Source organism: Streptomyces sp. YIM 121038 (genome assembly GCF_006088715.1).
Taxonomy (GTDB): Bacteria; Actinomycetota; Actinomycetes; order Streptomycetales; family Streptomycetaceae; genus Streptomyces.
Window position 1 is genome coordinate 2,647,269 of record NZ_CP030771.1, and the last position, 15,608, is coordinate 2,662,876.

General features: G+C 72.3%; 12 protein-coding genes and 1 pseudogene. 6 read left to right on the forward strand and 7 right to left on the reverse strand.

From position 1 onward, the window contains the following. The first annotated feature begins 75 nt into the window (after positions 1–75). Complete coding sequence (locus C9F11_RS10985; protein ID WP_138959090.1) at positions 76–999, forward strand: carbohydrate kinase; 924 nt, start codon at positions 76–78, stop codon at positions 997–999. Between the two features lie 97 nt (positions 1,000–1,096). Here the strand turns inward: C9F11_RS10985 and C9F11_RS10990 are convergent, their stop codons facing one another. Continuing rightward, on the reverse strand, positions 1,097–1,957 hold the full coding sequence (locus C9F11_RS10990; RefSeq protein ID WP_138959091.1) for a helix-turn-helix transcriptional regulator: 861 nt from the start codon (positions 1,955–1,957) through the stop codon (positions 1,097–1,099). Positions 1,958–2,069: 112 nt separating this feature from the next. Here C9F11_RS10990 and C9F11_RS10995 point away from each other — a divergent pair, with 112 nt between their 5' ends. Then, positions 2,070–2,636: a YceI family protein gene (locus tag C9F11_RS10995; protein ID WP_138959092.1), complete on the forward strand. Its 567-nt coding sequence runs from the start codon at positions 2,070–2,072 to the stop codon at positions 2,634–2,636. 133 nt (positions 2,637–2,769) lie between these two features. On the opposite strand, the gene C9F11_RS11000 is transcribed toward C9F11_RS10995, so the two are convergent. Then, complete coding sequence (locus tag C9F11_RS11000) at positions 2,770–3,561, reverse strand: crotonase/enoyl-CoA hydratase family protein (protein ID WP_138959093.1); 792 nt, start codon at positions 3,559–3,561, stop codon at positions 2,770–2,772. A 188-nt stretch (positions 3,562–3,749) separates the two neighbouring features. Next, on the reverse strand, positions 3,750–6,875 hold the full coding sequence (gene uvrA, locus C9F11_RS11005) for an excinuclease ABC subunit UvrA (RefSeq protein WP_138959094.1): 3,126 nt from the start codon (positions 6,873–6,875) through the stop codon (positions 3,750–3,752). Between the two features lie 221 nt (positions 6,876–7,096). Between uvrA and C9F11_RS11010 the strand changes: the two genes are divergently transcribed. Further along, complete coding sequence (locus C9F11_RS11010; RefSeq protein WP_138959095.1) at positions 7,097–7,804, forward strand: maleylpyruvate isomerase family mycothiol-dependent enzyme; 708 nt, start codon at positions 7,097–7,099, stop codon at positions 7,802–7,804. A 20-nt stretch (positions 7,805–7,824) separates the two neighbouring features. After that, positions 7,825–8,481, forward strand: a complete 657-nt coding sequence (locus C9F11_RS11015) for an MBL fold metallo-hydrolase (RefSeq protein WP_138959096.1) — start codon at positions 7,825–7,827, stop codon at positions 8,479–8,481. Between the two features lie 34 nt (positions 8,482–8,515). Here C9F11_RS11015 and aroQ read toward each other — a convergent pair whose 3' ends face one another. Continuing rightward, positions 8,516–8,977, reverse strand: coding sequence for a type II 3-dehydroquinate dehydratase (gene aroQ, locus C9F11_RS11020; RefSeq protein ID WP_138959097.1), 462 nt, complete (start codon positions 8,975–8,977; stop codon positions 8,516–8,518). Positions 8,978–9,199: 222 nt separating this feature from the next. On the opposite strand from aroQ, the pseudogene C9F11_RS11025 reads away from it, so the two are divergent. Together C9F11_RS11025 and C9F11_RS11030 are read left to right on the forward strand one after the other, a co-directional pair. Beyond that, positions 9,200–9,478, forward strand: a pseudogene (locus C9F11_RS11025) (LD-carboxypeptidase); the annotation flags it as partial. Positions 9,479–9,669: 191 nt separating this feature from the next. Continuing rightward, positions 9,670–10,932 carry an MFS transporter gene (locus C9F11_RS11030; RefSeq protein WP_138966342.1) on the forward strand — a complete coding sequence of 421 codons (1,263 nt, stop codon included), beginning with the start codon at positions 9,670–9,672 and terminating at the stop codon, positions 10,930–10,932. A 32-nt stretch (positions 10,933–10,964) separates the two neighbouring features. Here C9F11_RS11030 and C9F11_RS11035 read toward each other — a convergent pair whose 3' ends face one another. The 3 genes from C9F11_RS11035 to C9F11_RS11045 form a co-directional block, all read right to left on the reverse strand. Beyond that, positions 10,965–12,065, reverse strand: coding sequence for an ionic transporter y4hA (locus C9F11_RS11035; RefSeq protein WP_138959098.1), 1,101 nt, complete (start codon positions 12,063–12,065; stop codon positions 10,965–10,967). 169 nt (positions 12,066–12,234) lie between these two features. After that, positions 12,235–13,242 carry a TerC family protein gene (locus tag C9F11_RS11040; protein ID WP_138959099.1) on the reverse strand — a complete coding sequence of 336 codons (1,008 nt, stop codon included), beginning with the start codon at positions 13,240–13,242 and terminating at the stop codon, positions 12,235–12,237. A gap of 350 nt (positions 13,243–13,592) precedes the next feature. After that, on the reverse strand, positions 13,593–15,563 hold the full coding sequence (locus C9F11_RS11045; RefSeq protein ID WP_138959100.1) for a TerD family protein: 1,971 nt from the start codon (positions 15,561–15,563) through the stop codon (positions 13,593–13,595). Between the last annotated feature and the right edge of the window lie 45 nt (positions 15,564–15,608).

Sequence of the window (15,608 nt, forward strand, 5' to 3'; positions counted from 1 at the left end):
TGCCGCCCGCCCCGGTCCGGCCGCCCGTACAGGCTCTAGCCTGTGCGCAAGCGGAGCGCGGGAAAGGAACCATCAGTGATAGTCGCCGCAGGTGAAGCCCTCATCGACCTCGTTCCGCAGGACGCCGGTCCGCCGGCGGACGCGGCCCTCGCCCCGCTCGCGCCCCGGCTCGGCGGCGGGCCCTTCAACACCGCGGTCGCGCTCGGCCGCCTCGGCTCCCCCGCCGGCTTCTGCTCCCGCGTCTCGTGCGACGCGTTCGGCGAGGCGCTGCTCGCGCGGCTGCGGACGGCCGGTGTCGACGTCTCGCTGGTGCAGCGCGGCACCGAGCCGACGACGCTGGCCCTGACCTCGATCGCCGCGGACGGCTCGGCGGGCTACTCCTTCTACGTCGACGGCACGGCCGACCGGCTCTTCGCCGCGCCCGCGCGCCTTCCCGACGGCGTACGGGCCATGACGTTCGGGACCTGCTCGATGGTCCTGGAGCCGGGTGCGAGCGCGTACGAGGAGCTGATGCGGCGCGCGGCGGCGCAGGGCGTGTTCACGGCCCTCGACCCCAACATCCGTGCCGGGCTCATCCCCGACGCGGACGCCTACCGCGCCCGCTTCAAGAGCTGGCTGCCGTCGGTGGCGCTCCTGAAGCTGTCGGAGGAGGACGCGCGCTGGCTGGGCGGCACGCCCCAGGAGTGGCTGGCGTCCGGGCCCGCCGCCGTCGTGGTCACGCGGGGCGGCGACGGCCTGTCGGTGCTCACGCGCGCGTGCGGCGAGGTCGATGTGCCGGGCGTCCCCGTGGACGTCGTGGACACGATCGGCGCGGGCGACACGGTCAACGCGGCGCTGCTGCACTCCCTGGCTGCCCGGGACGCGCTGTCGGCGGACGCCGTGGCCGGGCTCGACGCCGAAGCGTGGACGGACGTCCTGGGCTTCGCGGCGCGCGCGGCGGCCGTGACCTGCTCGCGGGCGGGCGCCGAGCCGCCGTACGCGGCGGAGGTGGACGGGTAACGGGTAGCCCGCCGAAACGGCTGACGCGTACCGACGTGTGGGTGGGCCGGTGCGTGCCTGCGGAGGTGTGGTGCGCGTGCCTGCGGGGGGGGGCGCCTCAGCCGCTGACCGCGCGCAGGCCGCCCGGCTGGCGGCCGTTCAGCCGGTCGAGCGCGGCCGACGTGGCGTCGTCGGCCGGGAGGTGCACCAGGAGGCGCTGCCCGTCGACGTCGGGCAGGGCGAGCGACTCGTACGCGAGACGCAGGCTACCCACCTGCGGATGGCTGAGGCGCTGCACGCCGCTGCGGCGCGGCACATCGGGCACGGCGTGGGCGCGATCGGCGAACGGCGCTCCGGCGAGGACCGTCAACTCGTCCACGAGCTGCATCACATGGGGGTCGATCATCGGCGATTCGCTTCTGAGGTGCGCGATCTGCTCGTCGGCGACGCGCTCCCACTCGGGGAAGGCGGTGCGGGCCCGCTCGTCGGTGAAGACGAACCGCAGCAGGTTGGGCCGGTCGCCGTCGAGGAGCCCCAGCGGACGGGCGACGCGTTCGTAACCCGTCGTGTACGCGATGATGTCGCTGAGCCGGTTGAGCAGCACGGCCGGGGTGGGCTCCAGGCGGTCGACGACGGCCCGCACGGTCGGGCGCACCTCCCGGGCCGGGGGCGGGGCCGCCGAGCAGCACGGGTCGTCGGCGCCGCCGCTGGCCTTCTCCAGGCGGCGCAGGTGGATGCGCTCCTCGATGGTCAGGCGCAGCGTGTCCGCGAGCGCGCCGAGCACCTGCGCGGACGGGTTGCGGTCGCGGCCCTGTTCGAGGCGGGTGAGGTACTCGACGCTGATGCCCGCGAGCGTTGCGACCTCGGAGCGGCGCAGTCCGGGGGTGCGCCGGCGCGGCCCGCTCGGCAGGCCGACCTCCGTGGGAGTGACGGCTTCACGGCGTGTGCGCAGGAAGGCGCCCAACTCGTTGTCGCTCACTCCGCGAACGTACCAGGGGGATCCGCGGGTCGCGGGCCCGGATCATGGCCCTGTCACTACCAGTCTCGGCCCGGCCTTCCTCCGTCTCGCGCGCCGCCCCACAGTGGTCGGCATGAGCTTCGAAACCACTGACGCGGCCGTTGCCACCACCCCTCTTCCTCTGCCCGCGGGCCGCTGGGCCATCGATCCGTTCCACTCCGCGGTGAACTTCACGATCCGTCACCTGGGCATCTCCAAGGTGCGGGGCCGCTTCGCCGAGTTCGACGCGGAGCTCGTCGTGGGCGAGACCCTGGAGACCAGCTCCGTGACGTCCACGATCCAGCTGGCGTCGATCGACACCGGCAACGCGGACCGTGACGCGCACGTCCGCGCGTCCGACCTGCTCGACGTGGAGCACCGCCCCACCATGACCTTCCGCTCCACCCGCCTTGAGGGCGCGGGCGAGGACTGGACGATGGCGGGCGAGCTGACCATCGGCGAGGTGACGCGCCCGGTGACGCTCGCCGTGGAGTTCGGCGGGCTCGGCGAGTTCGGTGAGGTCCGGCACGCCGGTTTCGAGGCGACGGGCGAGATCCGGCGCAGCGAGTACGGCCTGTCCTTCGCTCCCGGGATGCTCGGTGAGGTCGTCAAGATCCAGCTGGACATGCAGTTCCTGGAGCCCGGGAAGGGCGACGCGTAACCGGAGGCCGGGAAGGGCGGCGCGTCAGCGGAGCGGCCGCCTGTCCGGTGGCCCTCGCTGCCCCTTTGTCCCCCCCTGTTCGCGTTGCTCGTCTGTTCGCGTTGCTCGTCCTGCCAGCAGGACGAGTCCTCGGTCAGCCCTCTCCGAAGGCGCCGTGCCGTCCCGCTCCGGCGGTGAAACGGGCGGCGCCTTCGGCTGCTTCCGCGAGCGCGTGCAGGCCGTGCCGCAACTCGCCCGCCAGCGCCTGCTGTTCGGGCAGCCCGTGCTGTTCACGGACGGAGAGCCGGTCGTGCCGCAGACAGGTCTGCGGGAACGCGGCGATCTCGGCGGCCAGCCGCTCGGCTGCGGCACGGGCGGTGCCCGGCGGTACGACGCGACTGACGAGCCCCATCCCGAGGGCCTCGGCGGCGTCCACGGGCCGGCCGGTGAGGATCAGGTCGAGGGCGCGGCCCTCGCCGATGATCCGGGGCAGGCGTACCGTCCCGCCGTCGATGAGCGGCACGCCCCAGCGGCGGCAGAACACGCCGAGCACGGCGTCGTCCTCGACGACCCGCAGATCGCACCAGAGGGCCAGCTCCAGGCCACCCGCGACGGCGTGCCCCGAGATCGCGGCGATGACGGGCTTGGTGAGCGCGAGCCGGGTGGGCCCCATGGGGCCGTCGTGCGCGCCGTCCACCTCGGCGACGTCGTTGCCCTCCGGCGTGCCCATCGCCTTGAGGTCGGCGCCCGCGCAGAAGGTGCCGCCTTCGCCCCACAGGACGGCGACGGACGCTTCCGGGTCGGCGTCGAAGGCGCGGAAGGCGTCGGCCAGGGCGCGGGCGGTGGGGCCGTCGACGGCGTTGCGCACGTCCGGTCGGGAGAGGACCACGGTGGTGACGGGTCCGCTCCGTTCGACACGGACGGCGGGCCCTGCGGGTGTGGGCATGTCGTACGTCTCCCTGGCGGTCGTACGGGTGCCAGGACCGGGCCCGGCCCTGGCCGCCTCAGCCGATCACGGCGGCATGCCGCGCGACAAGACAGGGGCGCGCCGTCCTTGCGGAGGGCGCGCCCCTGGTGCACGTCCGGACCGCGCGACCCGGACGCGGCCGGGTCGCGCGGCCCGGCCTCTCGCGGTCAGGCCTTGCGGCTCGCCGCCTTCTTCGCGGGTGCCTTCTTCGCGACCGCCTTCTTGGTGACGGTCTTCTTGGCCGTGGCCTTCTTGGCAGGGGCCTTTTTGGCGGTCGCCTTCTCGGTGCTGGCCTTGGTGGAGGCCTTCGTGGTGGAGGCCGTCGCCTTCTTCGCGGCGGCGGTCTTGGCCGTCCTGGCGGTCGCCGTCTTCTTCGCGGGGGCGGAGGTGGCCGCCACGGCCGCCTTCTTCCTCGTGCGCCGCGCCGGAGACGGACTCGCGTCGCTGATGCGGTCGGCGGCGACGATGTCCCGCAGGAACTTGCCCGTGTGGCTCGCGGGCACTCCGGCGACCTGCTCGGGGGTGCCTTCGGCGACGACGAGGCCGCCGCCGCTGCCACCCTCGGGGCCCATGTCGACGACCCAGTCGGCCGTCTTGATCACGTCGAGGTTGTGCTCGATGACGATGACCGTGTTGCCCTTGTCGACGAGGCCGGACAGGACCTTGATGAGCTTGCTGATGTCCTCGAAGTGCAGACCGGTGGTCGGCTCGTCCAGGACGTAGACCGTGCGGCCCGTGGAGCGCTTCTGCAGCTCGCTCGCCAGCTTGACGCGCTGCGCCTCACCTCCGGAGAGCGTGGGCGCGGACTGGCCGAGGCGGACATAGCCGAGGCCCACCTCGTGGAGGGTCCTCAGATGGCGGGCGATGCCGGGGACCGCCTCGAAGAAGTCGAGCGCCTCCTCGATGGGCATGTCGAGGACCTCGGCGATGGACTTGCCCTTGTAGTGCACGTCGAGCGTCTCGCGGTTGTACCGCGCGCCGTGGCAGACCTCGCACGGGACGTACACGTCCGGGAGGAAGTTCATCTCGATCTTGATGGTGCCGTCGCCGGAGCAGTTCTCGCAGCGGCCGCCCTTCACGTTGAACGAGAAGCGGCCGGGGAGGTAGCCGCGGACCTTGGCCTCCGTGGTCTCCGCGAAGAGCTTGCGGACGTGGTCGAAGACGCCGGTGTACGTCGCCGGGTTCGACCGGGGGGTGCGGCCGATGGGCGACTGGTCGACGTGGACGACCTTGTCGACGAGGTCGTCGCCCTCCACGCGCGTGTGGCGGCCGGGGACCGACCTCGCGCCGTTCAGCTCGCGGGCGAGGTGGGTGTACAGGATGTCGTTCACGAGGGTCGACTTGCCGGAGCCGGAGACGCCCGTGACGGCCGTGAGCACACCGAGGGGGAAGGAGACGTCGATGTCCTGGAGGTTGTTCTCCCGGGCGCCGTGGACCGTGAGCTGACGGCTCGGGTCGGCGGGGCGGCGCACGTCGGGGACGGGGATCTCCTTCTTGCCCGACAGATACTGGCCCGTCATGGACTCGTCGTTGGCGAGCAGCTCCTTCAGGGAGCCGCTGTGCACGACCTTGCCGCCGTGCTCGCCCGCGCCGGGGCCGATGTCGACGACCCAGTCGGCGACCTTGATGGTGTCCTCGTCGTGCTCGACCACGATCAGGGTGTTGCCCATGTCGCGCAGCCGGACCAGGGTCTCGATGAGGCGGTGGTTGTCCCGCTGGTGCAGGCCGATGGAGGGCTCGTCGAGGACGTAGAGCACGCCGACCAGGCCGGAGCCGATCTGGGTGGCCAGGCGGATGCGCTGGGCCTCGCCGCCGGAGAGGGTGCCCGCGGCGCGGTTCAGGGACAGATAGTCGAGGCCGACGTCGACGAGGAAGCGCAGCCGCTCGTTGACCTCCTTGAGGACGCGCTCGGCGATCTTCTTGTCGCGGGCGGTCAGCTTCAGCTGGGCGAGGAAGTCCGCGCAGTCGCTGATGGACATCGCGGAGACCTCGGCGATGGACCGGTCCATGACCGTGACGGCCAGGACGATCGGCTTCAGGCGCGTGCCCTCACAGGTGGGGCACGGCACCTCGCGCATATAGCCCTCGAAGCGCTCGCGGCTGGAGTCGCTCTCCGCCTCGGAGTGGCGCCGCTTGACGAAGGGGACGGCGCCTTCGAAGGCGGTGGTGTAGACCCGCTCGCGGCCGTACCGGTTGCGGTAGCGGACTTCGATCTGGGTCTTGTGGCCGTAGAGCAGGGCCTTCTTGGCGCGCTGCGGGAGGCCCGCCCAGGGCATGTCCATGGAGAAGCCGAGCGCGTCGGCGAGGGCTCCGACCAGACGGCCGAAGTAGTCCTTCGTGTGGCCGTGCGACCAGGGGTGGATGGCGCCCTCGTCGAGCGACTTCTCCTCGTCGGGGACGAGGAGCTCGGGGTCGACCTCCATGCGCGTGCCGATGCCGGTGCAGTCGGGGCAGGCGCCGAAGGGCGAGTTGAAGGAGAAGGAGCGGGGCTCCAGCTCCTCGAAGGACAGGTCGTCGTACGGGCAGTACAGGTGCTCCGAGTACATGCGCTCGCGCTCGGGGTCGTCCTCGGGGAGGTCGACGAAGTCGAGCACGACCATGCCTCCGGAGAGGCCGAGCGCGGTCTCCACGGAGTCGGTCAGGCGGCGCTTGGCGCTCTCCTTGACCGTGAGGCGGTCGACGACCACCTCGATGGTGTGCTTCTCCTGCTTCTTCAGCGTGGGGGGCTCGGAGAGCTGGATCGTGGCGCCGTCGACCCGGGCGCGGCTGTACCCCTTCGTCTGGAGGTCGGCGAAGAGGTCGACGAACTCGCCCTTGCGCTCGCGCACCAGCGGCGACAGGACCTGGAAGCGGCTGCCCTCGGGCAGCTCGAGGACCTTGTCGACGATGGCCTGCGGCGACTGGCGGCTGATCGGGCGGCGGCACTCGGGGCAGTGCGGCTTGCCGATGCGCGCGAACAGCAGGCGCAGATAGTCGTACACCTCGGTGATGGTGCCGACCGTCGAGCGCGGGTTGCGCGAGGTCGACTTCTGGTCGATGGAGACCGCGGGCGAGAGGCCCTCGATGAAGTCGACGTCGGGCTTGTCCATCTGGCCGAGGAACTGGCGCGCGTACGACGAGAGGGACTCGACGTACCGGCGCTGGCCCTCGGCGAAGATCGTGTCGAACGCGAGCGAGGACTTGCCGGACCCGGACAGACCGGTGAAGACGATGAGGGAGTCACGCGGGAGGTCGAGCGAGACGTTCTTGAGATTGTGCTCGCGCGCGCCACGGACGATGAGACGGTCGGCCACGCCGGTCCGCACCTTTCTTGAGAGAAGTGACAGGGGCGGGGCCCCCGTCCTTCACAGACTAGGGCGACCCACTGACAATGCCGGGCCGGATCCTGTGGTTGGTGAAACCAGGACCATCAAGAGTGCCCGATGCTTCTGTCGAGCGTATAGCACGGACATTCGATTTGAGGGGGTGGTCGGCCGCCTTCACCCGAACGTGTGGCGGGGCTATCGTCTGGCCCATGATTGATCATGTGCGCGACCTGGCGTCTGTACGTGACGCGACCGAAAGGCTGCTGAGCGCAGTCTCCTCATGGGACAACGCCGCGGCCGCCGAGCCGTCACGGCTTCCGGGCTGGAGCCGTGGCCACGTCCTCACCCACCTCGCGCGGAACGCCGACGCTCTGGTGAACGTTCTCGCAGGCCGCCCCATGTACACGAGCGCCGAGGCCCGCGACGGCGACATCGAGCGGGGCGCGCCGCGGCCCCTGGCCGAGCAGATCGAGGACCTGCGGCTCTCCGCGGCCCGCTTCCAGGACGAGGCCGACCGGCCCGCGGACTGGTCCCGGACGGTGGAGCTGCGCAACGGCGTCACGGACTCCGCGTCCCGGGTGCCGTTCCGGCGGTGGATCGAGATGGAGCTGCACCACGTGGACCTGGGCGTGGGGTACGAGCTGGAGGACCTGCCCGCCGACTTCGTGGAGCGCGAGATCGACTTCCTCACGGCCCGCTTCCTGGGGAAGGCCGACGTCCCCGCGACCCGTGTCACCGACGGCACGCGCGCGTGGGGCACGGGCCGCGCCCCGGAGAGCCCGGACAAGCCCGAGGTCACCGTCAGCGGCCCGGCACCCGCCCTGCTCGGCTGGCTCGCGGGCCGCCGCGACCCGGCGGAGCTCGCCGCCGCCCTGACCGTCGAAGGCGGTCCGCTCCCCTCCCTGCCCGCGCTCTAGGACGGATTAGGCTGACTTCCATGACGTACAGCGGAGCGGTGAAGGTCGGCGGACCCGCGGACGTGCACGAGCTGCGGGACCTGATGATCTCGAAGGTCGCGGTCGGGCCGATGAACAACAACGCCTATCTGCTGCGCTGTCGGGCCACCGACGAGCAGCTCCTGATCGACGCGGCGAACGAGCCCCGGACCCTGCTGACCCTGATCGGCGACGACGGCATCGCGGCCGTCGTCACCACCCACCAGCACGGCGACCACTGGCAGGCCCTGGAGGAGGTCGTCGGGGCGACGGGCGCACGGACGTACGCGGGCCGCGAGGACGCCGAGGGCATCCCGGTGCCGACGCAGGTCCTCGTCGACGACGGCGACACGATCGAATTCGGCCGGATCTCGCTCACCGCGCGCCATCTCGTGGGGCACACGCCGGGCTCCATCGCCCTCGTCTACGACGACCCGCACGGCCATCCGCACGTCTTCACGGGCGACTGCCTCTTCCCCGGGGGCGTCGGCAACACGTGGAAGGACCCGGAGCGGTTCGCGAGCCTCATCGACGACGTCGAGACGAAGATCTTCGGCACGCTTCCGGACGAGACCTGGGTGTACCCCGGGCACGGCGACGACACGACGCTCGGCGCGGAGCGCCCGCACCTGCCGGAGTGGCGCGAGCGCGGCTGGTGAGCCGGTGGGCGGCGCCGGTTCCCCGGCGCCGCCGTCAGCCCCGCGTCACCAGCGCGGCCACCCGCTCCACCCCGAAGACGTAGCCCTGCACCCCGCAGCCCGCGATGACGCCGTCGGCGCGCTGCGAGACGTACGAGTGGTGCCGGAAGGCCTCCCGCTGGTGGATGTTGGAGATGTGGACCTCCACCACCGGCATGCCGTCACAGGTGTTGAGCGCGTCCAGGATCGCGACGGACGTGTGGGAGTAGGCGGCGGGGTTGATGACGATGCCCACGTGGTGCTCGCGCGCCTCGTGGATCCAGTCCACCAGCTCGCCCTCGTGGTTGGACTGCCTGAGGTCGACCGTCCCGCCGTGCGCCGCGGCCGCCTCGGCGCAGCGGACCTCGACGTCGGCGAGCGTGTCGGTGCCGTAGATCTCCGGCTGCCGCTTGCCCAGGAGGTTCAGGTTGGGCCCGTTCAGGATCATGATCGGGGCGGTGGCGAGGGTGTGGGGCACAGGGTCCTCCGTGCGTCGGGCTGCTGCTCACAGACGGTCTATCACGGCGCGCCACAGGCCGATCGGCATGGTGCGCCACCGGATTCCGCACGGTGCGTCACGGGTCCCCGAAGGGCGCGTGGCAGGCTTTCCGGCCGCCCTGCGCCCACAGGGCCGTCGTGGCGCGTCACGGGCCCTTTATCGCGGTGCGGGTGCCGGGCGGCCCGACGTACGCTGCCGGGCATGACGCCGCCCCAGGAGCCGCCCCGCTACCCCCCGAAGCCACGGCCGGGTGACCGCGTGGCGGTCGTCTCGCCGTCCTCCGGACTGCCGGAACTCTTCCCGCTGCCCTTCGACCTGGGACTCGCGCGCCTGCAAGGACAGTTCCACCTGGAGCCGGTGGAGTACCCGACGACGCGCAAGATGGGCTCCTCGCCGCGCGAGCGGGCCGAGGACCTGCACGCCGCGTTCGCCGACCCGACGGTGAAGGCCGTCATCGCGAGCATCGGGGGCGACGACCGAGCCGGGCGAGGGCTGGACCTGGCACCTGCCCGAGGGCGCCGAGCGGGTCGTGGACGGGTGGACGGCTCGCAGAGGCGCATCACGGTCACGTACTGAAGCACTTCCCGTAACCGCCCCGCACGGTGGGGTGTTGACGGAACGTGCACACCAGTGACTCTCCGTCAACACCCCCGGTGGGGGCCGCCCCGTCGCTGCCGCGGCTCGCCGCCGCCTCGCTCGCGGGGACCGCCATCGAGTTCTACGACTTCTTCGTCTACGGCACCGCGGCCGCGCTCGTGCTCGGGCCGCTGTTCTTCCCGACGTTCTCGCCCCTGGCGGGCACGCTCGCCGCGTTCGCGACGTTCGGGGTCGGCTTCGTGGCCCGGCCGCTGGGGTCCGTCGTCTTCGGGCACGTCGGCGACCGGCACGGCCGGCGGCCCGTCCTGGTGATCTCCCTGCTCATGACGGGCCTCGCCACCGTCGCCGTCGGCTGCGTACCGACGTACGAGTCGATCGGCGCCGCCGCTCCCCTGCTGCTGCTCGTCCTGCGGTTCGTGCAGGGTGTGGGTCTCGGCGGCGAGTGGGGCGGTGCGGTGCTCCTGGCGGCCGAGCACGCGCCCGCCGAGCGGCGCGGGCTGTGGGCGAGCTTTCCGCAGATCGGCCCCGCGATCGGCTTCCTGTTCGCCAACGGCATCACCCTGGGGCTCTCGGTGACGCTCACGGAGGCGCAGTTCGCGTCCTGGGGGTGGCGGATTCCGTTCTGGGTGGCGGGGCTGCTCGCGGCGGCCGGGCTCGCGCTGCGCGCCTCCCTGGAGGAGAGCCCGGACTTCCTCGGCGTGCGCGAGCCCGCGCGCGTGCCGCTCGCCGAGGTGGCGCGCGGCCACTGGCGGCTCGTCCTGCTCACGGCGGGTGCCCTCGCGGTCGGGTACGCGGTGTTCTACGCCGTGACGACGTGGTCGCTGGCCTACGGCGTGGAACGGCTCGGCGTGAGCCGCACGGTGATGTTGGTGTGCGTGATGGCGGCCGTCGTCGCCATGGGGGCGCTGACGCCCGTGTCGGCGCACCTGGGCGACCGCTACGGGCGGCGTCCGCTGTGTCTGCTCGGGTGCGCGGCGATCGTCCTGTGGATGTTCCCGATGGTGGCGCTCCTGGCGACGGGCGAGCCGCTGCTGATGTTCCTCGGCTTCCTGGTGGCCCTGCTCGCGTTCACGACCATGTTCGGGGTGGTCGCGGCCTATCTGCCGGAGCTGTACGAGCCCCGTGTGCGCTGCACGGGGGCCGCGGTGGGCTACAACCTCGCCGGGGTGCTCGGCGGCGCCCTGACGCCGCTCGTGGCGACGGCGGCGGCCCGCGGCACGGGCACGCCCTGGGGCGTGGCGGCGTATCTGACGGCCGTGGCGGTGCTGAGCCTCGGCTGCTTCGCGCTGCTGCCGGAGACGCGGCCCGCGGGCCGGGCGGTGCCGGTCACCGGGTGACCGGCACCGGGTGACGGGCACCGCCCCGCCGCTCACGGGTTCATGGCCAGCTCCAGATAGGCCGCGAAGAGCACCAGGTGGACGCCGCCCTGAAGGAGCGTGGCCCGGCCCGGCACGACGGTGAGCGTGCTGACGCCGACCGTGAGCAGGAGCAGCACCATGTGGGTCGAGCTGAGCCCGAGCACGAGCGGCCCGGTCAGCCACACGGAGGCGATGGCGACGGCCGGGATGGTCAGGCCGATGCTGGCCATCGCCGAGCCGAGGGCCAGGTTCAGGCTGGTCTGCACGCGGTTGCGGCGGGCGGCGCGCACGGCCGCGATGGTCTCCGGGAGCAGCACGAGCAGGGCGATGATCACGCCGACGACGGCGTGCGGCAGGCCCGCGGACTCCACGCCCGACTCGATGGTCGGCGACACGCCCTTGGCGAGGCCGACGACGCCGACCAGGGCGAGCGCGAGCAGCCCGAGGCTGATCCGGGTGGTGCGGGCGGAGGGGCCCTCGGCGTGGTCGTCGGTGTCGAGGACGTCGCCGTCCTTGGTGACCGGCAGGAAGTAGTCGCGGTGGCGCACGGTCTGGGTCGCCACGAACAGGCCATACAGGACGAGTGAGGCCAGGGCCGCGAAGGTGAGCTGCGAGGTGGAGAACTCCGGGCCCGGCTTGGACGTCGTGAACGTCGGCAGGACCAGGCTGAGCGTGGCCAGCGTGGCGACCGTCGCGAGGGCCGCCCCGGTGCCCTCGGGGTTGAAGACGGCGACGCGGTGCCGCAGGGCCGCGGTGAGCAGGCAGAGGCCCACTATGCCGTTGCAGGTGATCATCACGGCGGCGAAGACGGTGTCCCGGGCCAGGGTGGAGCTCTTGTCGCCGCCGTCGGCCATCAGGGTGACGATCAGGGCCACCTCGATGATCGTCACGGCGACGGCGAGGACCAGGGAGCCGAACGGTTCGCCCACGCGGTGCGCGATGACCTCGGCGTGGTGCACCGCGGCGAGCACGGCCCCCGCGAGGACCACCGTCACCAGGGCGACGACGCCACCGGGGAGTTCCCGCCCCCACGTGCAGGCGAGCAGGACGACTCCGAGAACGGGCACTGCTGCCGTCCACCGCGAGGCGATGGTCCGGAGTCCAGGGATCATGCCTTCGATGCTGCCCCGCGCGCGGGAGGGCCGCGACTCCATACGTTCCTCTCTATGCGGAAGCGGTGCACAGTCGAGGACTGTGCACCGCTTCCGGTGGTTCGTTTCAGCGGTACCCGCTCCCTACGGAGAGGGGCACCTTCGTACTGCCTCTCTACGGAGAGGGTGGTTACGCCTCGATGCTGTCCTTCTGGGCGTCGTCCTTGCCGGTCTCCGCGGCGGCCGCATCGCGCTCCTGCTGCTTCTTGGAGGCCATGAGGCTGGTGATCGTCGTGATGACGAGGACACCGCAGATGACGCCGAGCGAGACCGGGATGGAGATCTCGGGGACGTGCACCCCGTTCTCGTGCAAGGCGTGCAGGACGAGCTTCACGCCGATGAAGCCGAGGATCACCGACAGGCCGTAGCTGAGGTGGACCAGCTTCCTCAGGAGACCGCCGATGAGGAAGTACAGCTGACGCAGGCCCATCAGGGCGAAGGCGTTGGCGGTGAAGACGATGTACGGGTCCTGGGTGAGGCCGAAGATCGCGGGGATGGAGTCCATCGCGAACAGCACGTCGGTGGTGCCGATGGCGAGCATGACGACCATGAGGGGCGTCATGATGCGCTTGCCGTTCTTCCGGACGAACAGCTTCGTGCCCTCGTAGCGGTCCGAGACGCCGAACTTCTTCTCGATGGACTTCAGGAGGCGGTTCTCCTCCCAGTCCTCTTCCTCCTCGTCGGCGCGCGCCTCCTGGATGAGCTTCCAGGCGGTGTAGATCAGGAAGGCACCGAAGATGTAGAAGACCCAGGAGAAGTTGGCGATGACCGCGGCGCCGGCGGCGATGAAGATCGCTCGCAGGACCAGCGCGATCAGCACGCCGAACAGCAGCACGCGCTGCTGGAGGTGGGAGGGCACCGAGAACTTCGCCATGATCAGGATGAAGACGAAGAGGTTGTCGACGCTCAGCGACTTCTCGGTGATGAAGCCCGCGAAGAACTCGCCGGAGGCCTGGCTCTCGCCCGCGATCAGCAGGCCGAGCCCGAAGAGCGCGGCGAGCACGATCCAGACGATCGTCCAGATTCCGGCTTCCTTGATCGACACATCGTGCGGCTTGCGCCCGATGAAGAAGTCGACCGCGATCAGGGCACACAGACCGAGAACGGTCGTCACCCACAGGGTCATTGAAACGTCCACTGCGCCTCCGGCGTCGTACGGCTACTGATCAGCGTCGTCGCTGCCGGAGGTCTCTTCCACCCGGGCGCCCTCGGCGCCTGGCGGGCCGACGCCCCGGGACCGATGGCGGTCCGTATTGACGGGCACGTCGCGTATGGAGTACTCCCCTCCGCACACAGAAGCCTACGCGAAAGACCAAGGTTTGGTAAAGGCCACGGCAAACGGCCGCCAAATAACGAGGTCAGGGCCGCTCCTGGTCACTTAGTCGACATGCGGATCACTCGTCAGGAGCGTGCTCGCGCGTCGACGGCGGATGGGAGGGGCGGCCCTCGGCGCGGCGGCGGGAGGCCGCCGCGCCTCGGCGGGAGGGCTCAGCGGCTGCCCGTGCGCCGGGCCGTGCCCACGCCCGCCAGGACGTGGTGGAGCACCTCGCTGCCGGTGGGCGCCAGCGGCGGCTCGTACGTCCACGCGTGGCCCACCCAGGGGTCGGCGAGGTGGTCGTCGGGCACCGGGGTCAGCCGCAGGAGCGCGCGCCACAGCGGGTCGAGCAGCGGGCCGTACTCCCGGGCGTCCTCGCGGTCGGCGACCATCATCAGATGGACGCCGACGGCCGGGCCCTCGTCGGCCAGATAGCGCAGCTGGGTCACGGCGCGGTCGTCGAAGCCGTGCGGGAAGTCGTTGACCACCAGGAGGTGCTCGCCGGTGTCGAGATCCGGCGGCAGGGACGAGGTGACGCCGCCGCGGACGGCCATCTGCAGTAGGTCAACCCGCTGGGTGAGCCGGGTGAGGACGGCGCCGGTGCCCGCGGCGCCGGCGGCGGGCGGCTCGTCCAGGGCCCCGGAGGTCACGAGCGGGGCGAGCGCGGTCGCGCCGGTGCCCGCCGGGTCGATGACGTGCACGGTGAACTCGCCGGGCGGATAGACGGCCAGCAGGCGCGCGGCGTGCGCGACGGCGCTGTCCAGGGCGAGGCGGTGCAGGGTGTCGGCGTCCGCGAGCGAGTCGGTGCCCGAGCGGCCGCTGTCGATCCACAGGCCGCGCTCCAGGGGCAGCCGCACCAGCATGGGGATGCGCAGGTCAGGGCGCTCGGGCAGATGGAGTCCGCCGAGACGCACGGCCATGGGGATCTCCATGGGGGCGCGGTAGGCGTGCCAGACGGGGCTCGACCAGTCGGCGAACGCCGGGGGCAGCGCGGGCTCCACGACGTCCGCCTCGGCGGCGAGCTGGCCCAGGTCGCGGTCGAGCGCGGCCCTGGCCTGGTCCACGAGGTCGCCGTGCTTGGCGCGGGCGGTCTCGCGCGCGGCGTCGCCCGCGCCGCCGATGCGGCTGCGCGGGTCGGAGAGGACCTTGTCGAGCTCCTGCTCCCTGCGCGAGTCGGCGAAGTCGACGGCGCTGCGGTAGGCCGCCGTGGTGCGGGCCAGGTCCTCGAACATGCCCCACACCTGGTTGTAGAGGCGCTCCTCCAGGGACCAGCCGGTGGCGTCGCCCGCGACGGGCTGCGCGGGCTGCCCGGGCGCGGCCGCCGGCACGGCGGGCGGGGGCGGCGGGGGCGCGCTGGTCTGGCGGCGGGGGTGGGTGTAGTCGACGGAGCCGCCGTCGCCGGGCTGGGCCGGGGCGGCGTCGCCCGGCGCGGGCGGGCCCGGCTGGGGCGGGGCGGGCGGGACGGGGTGGGGGACGGCGGGGTCGCCCTGCGGGGCGGGCGAGCCGTTGCCGGGCGCCGTGTGGCCCTGGGCTGCGGCCCGCACCCGGGCCTCGTCCGCCGGGCGGGGCGGGGGCGGGGCGACGGAGCGGGCGAGGCCCTGGGCCACCGCTTCGTTGATGGTCGCCGCGAGGTCCTGGGCCTGGGGCAGGCCCTGGTCGGTGAGCATCTCGGCGAGGCCGCCCGCGTAGCCCTGGCCGACGGCGCGCACCTTCCAGGCGCCCTGCCTGCGGTACAGCTCCAGGGCGACGACGGCCGATTCGGCGGTGAGGTCCGTGAGGGTGTAGCTGGCGATCTCGGTGCCGTCGAGGCCGGTGACGGCGACGAACGGCGCGGCGACGGCACCGAAGCTGGCCGGGCCCGCGACGCCGACGGGCAGCGCCAGCAGGACGTTGACCTGGTGGGCGTCGTCCGGCAGCGCGTCGAGGTCGACGGCGAGGCGGTGGTCGGCGGCGGCCTGCCGGGACACTTCCAGGCCCGGCAGGGTGGGCGCTCCGGGGTGGGCGACCCAGGAGGTGCCGCGCACCTTGCGCCGGTCGTCGCTGAGTGTGGCGCCGGCGACGACCGGTTGGGCGGCCGACACCCGGACCTCTAGGCGGGTGCCGGGAAGCGGGTGGTTCTGCCCCCTGACCAGCTCGGCCGTCATCGCGTTCGTTCCCCCTTGTCGGCCCCCTCACCGGGCCTTCGTACG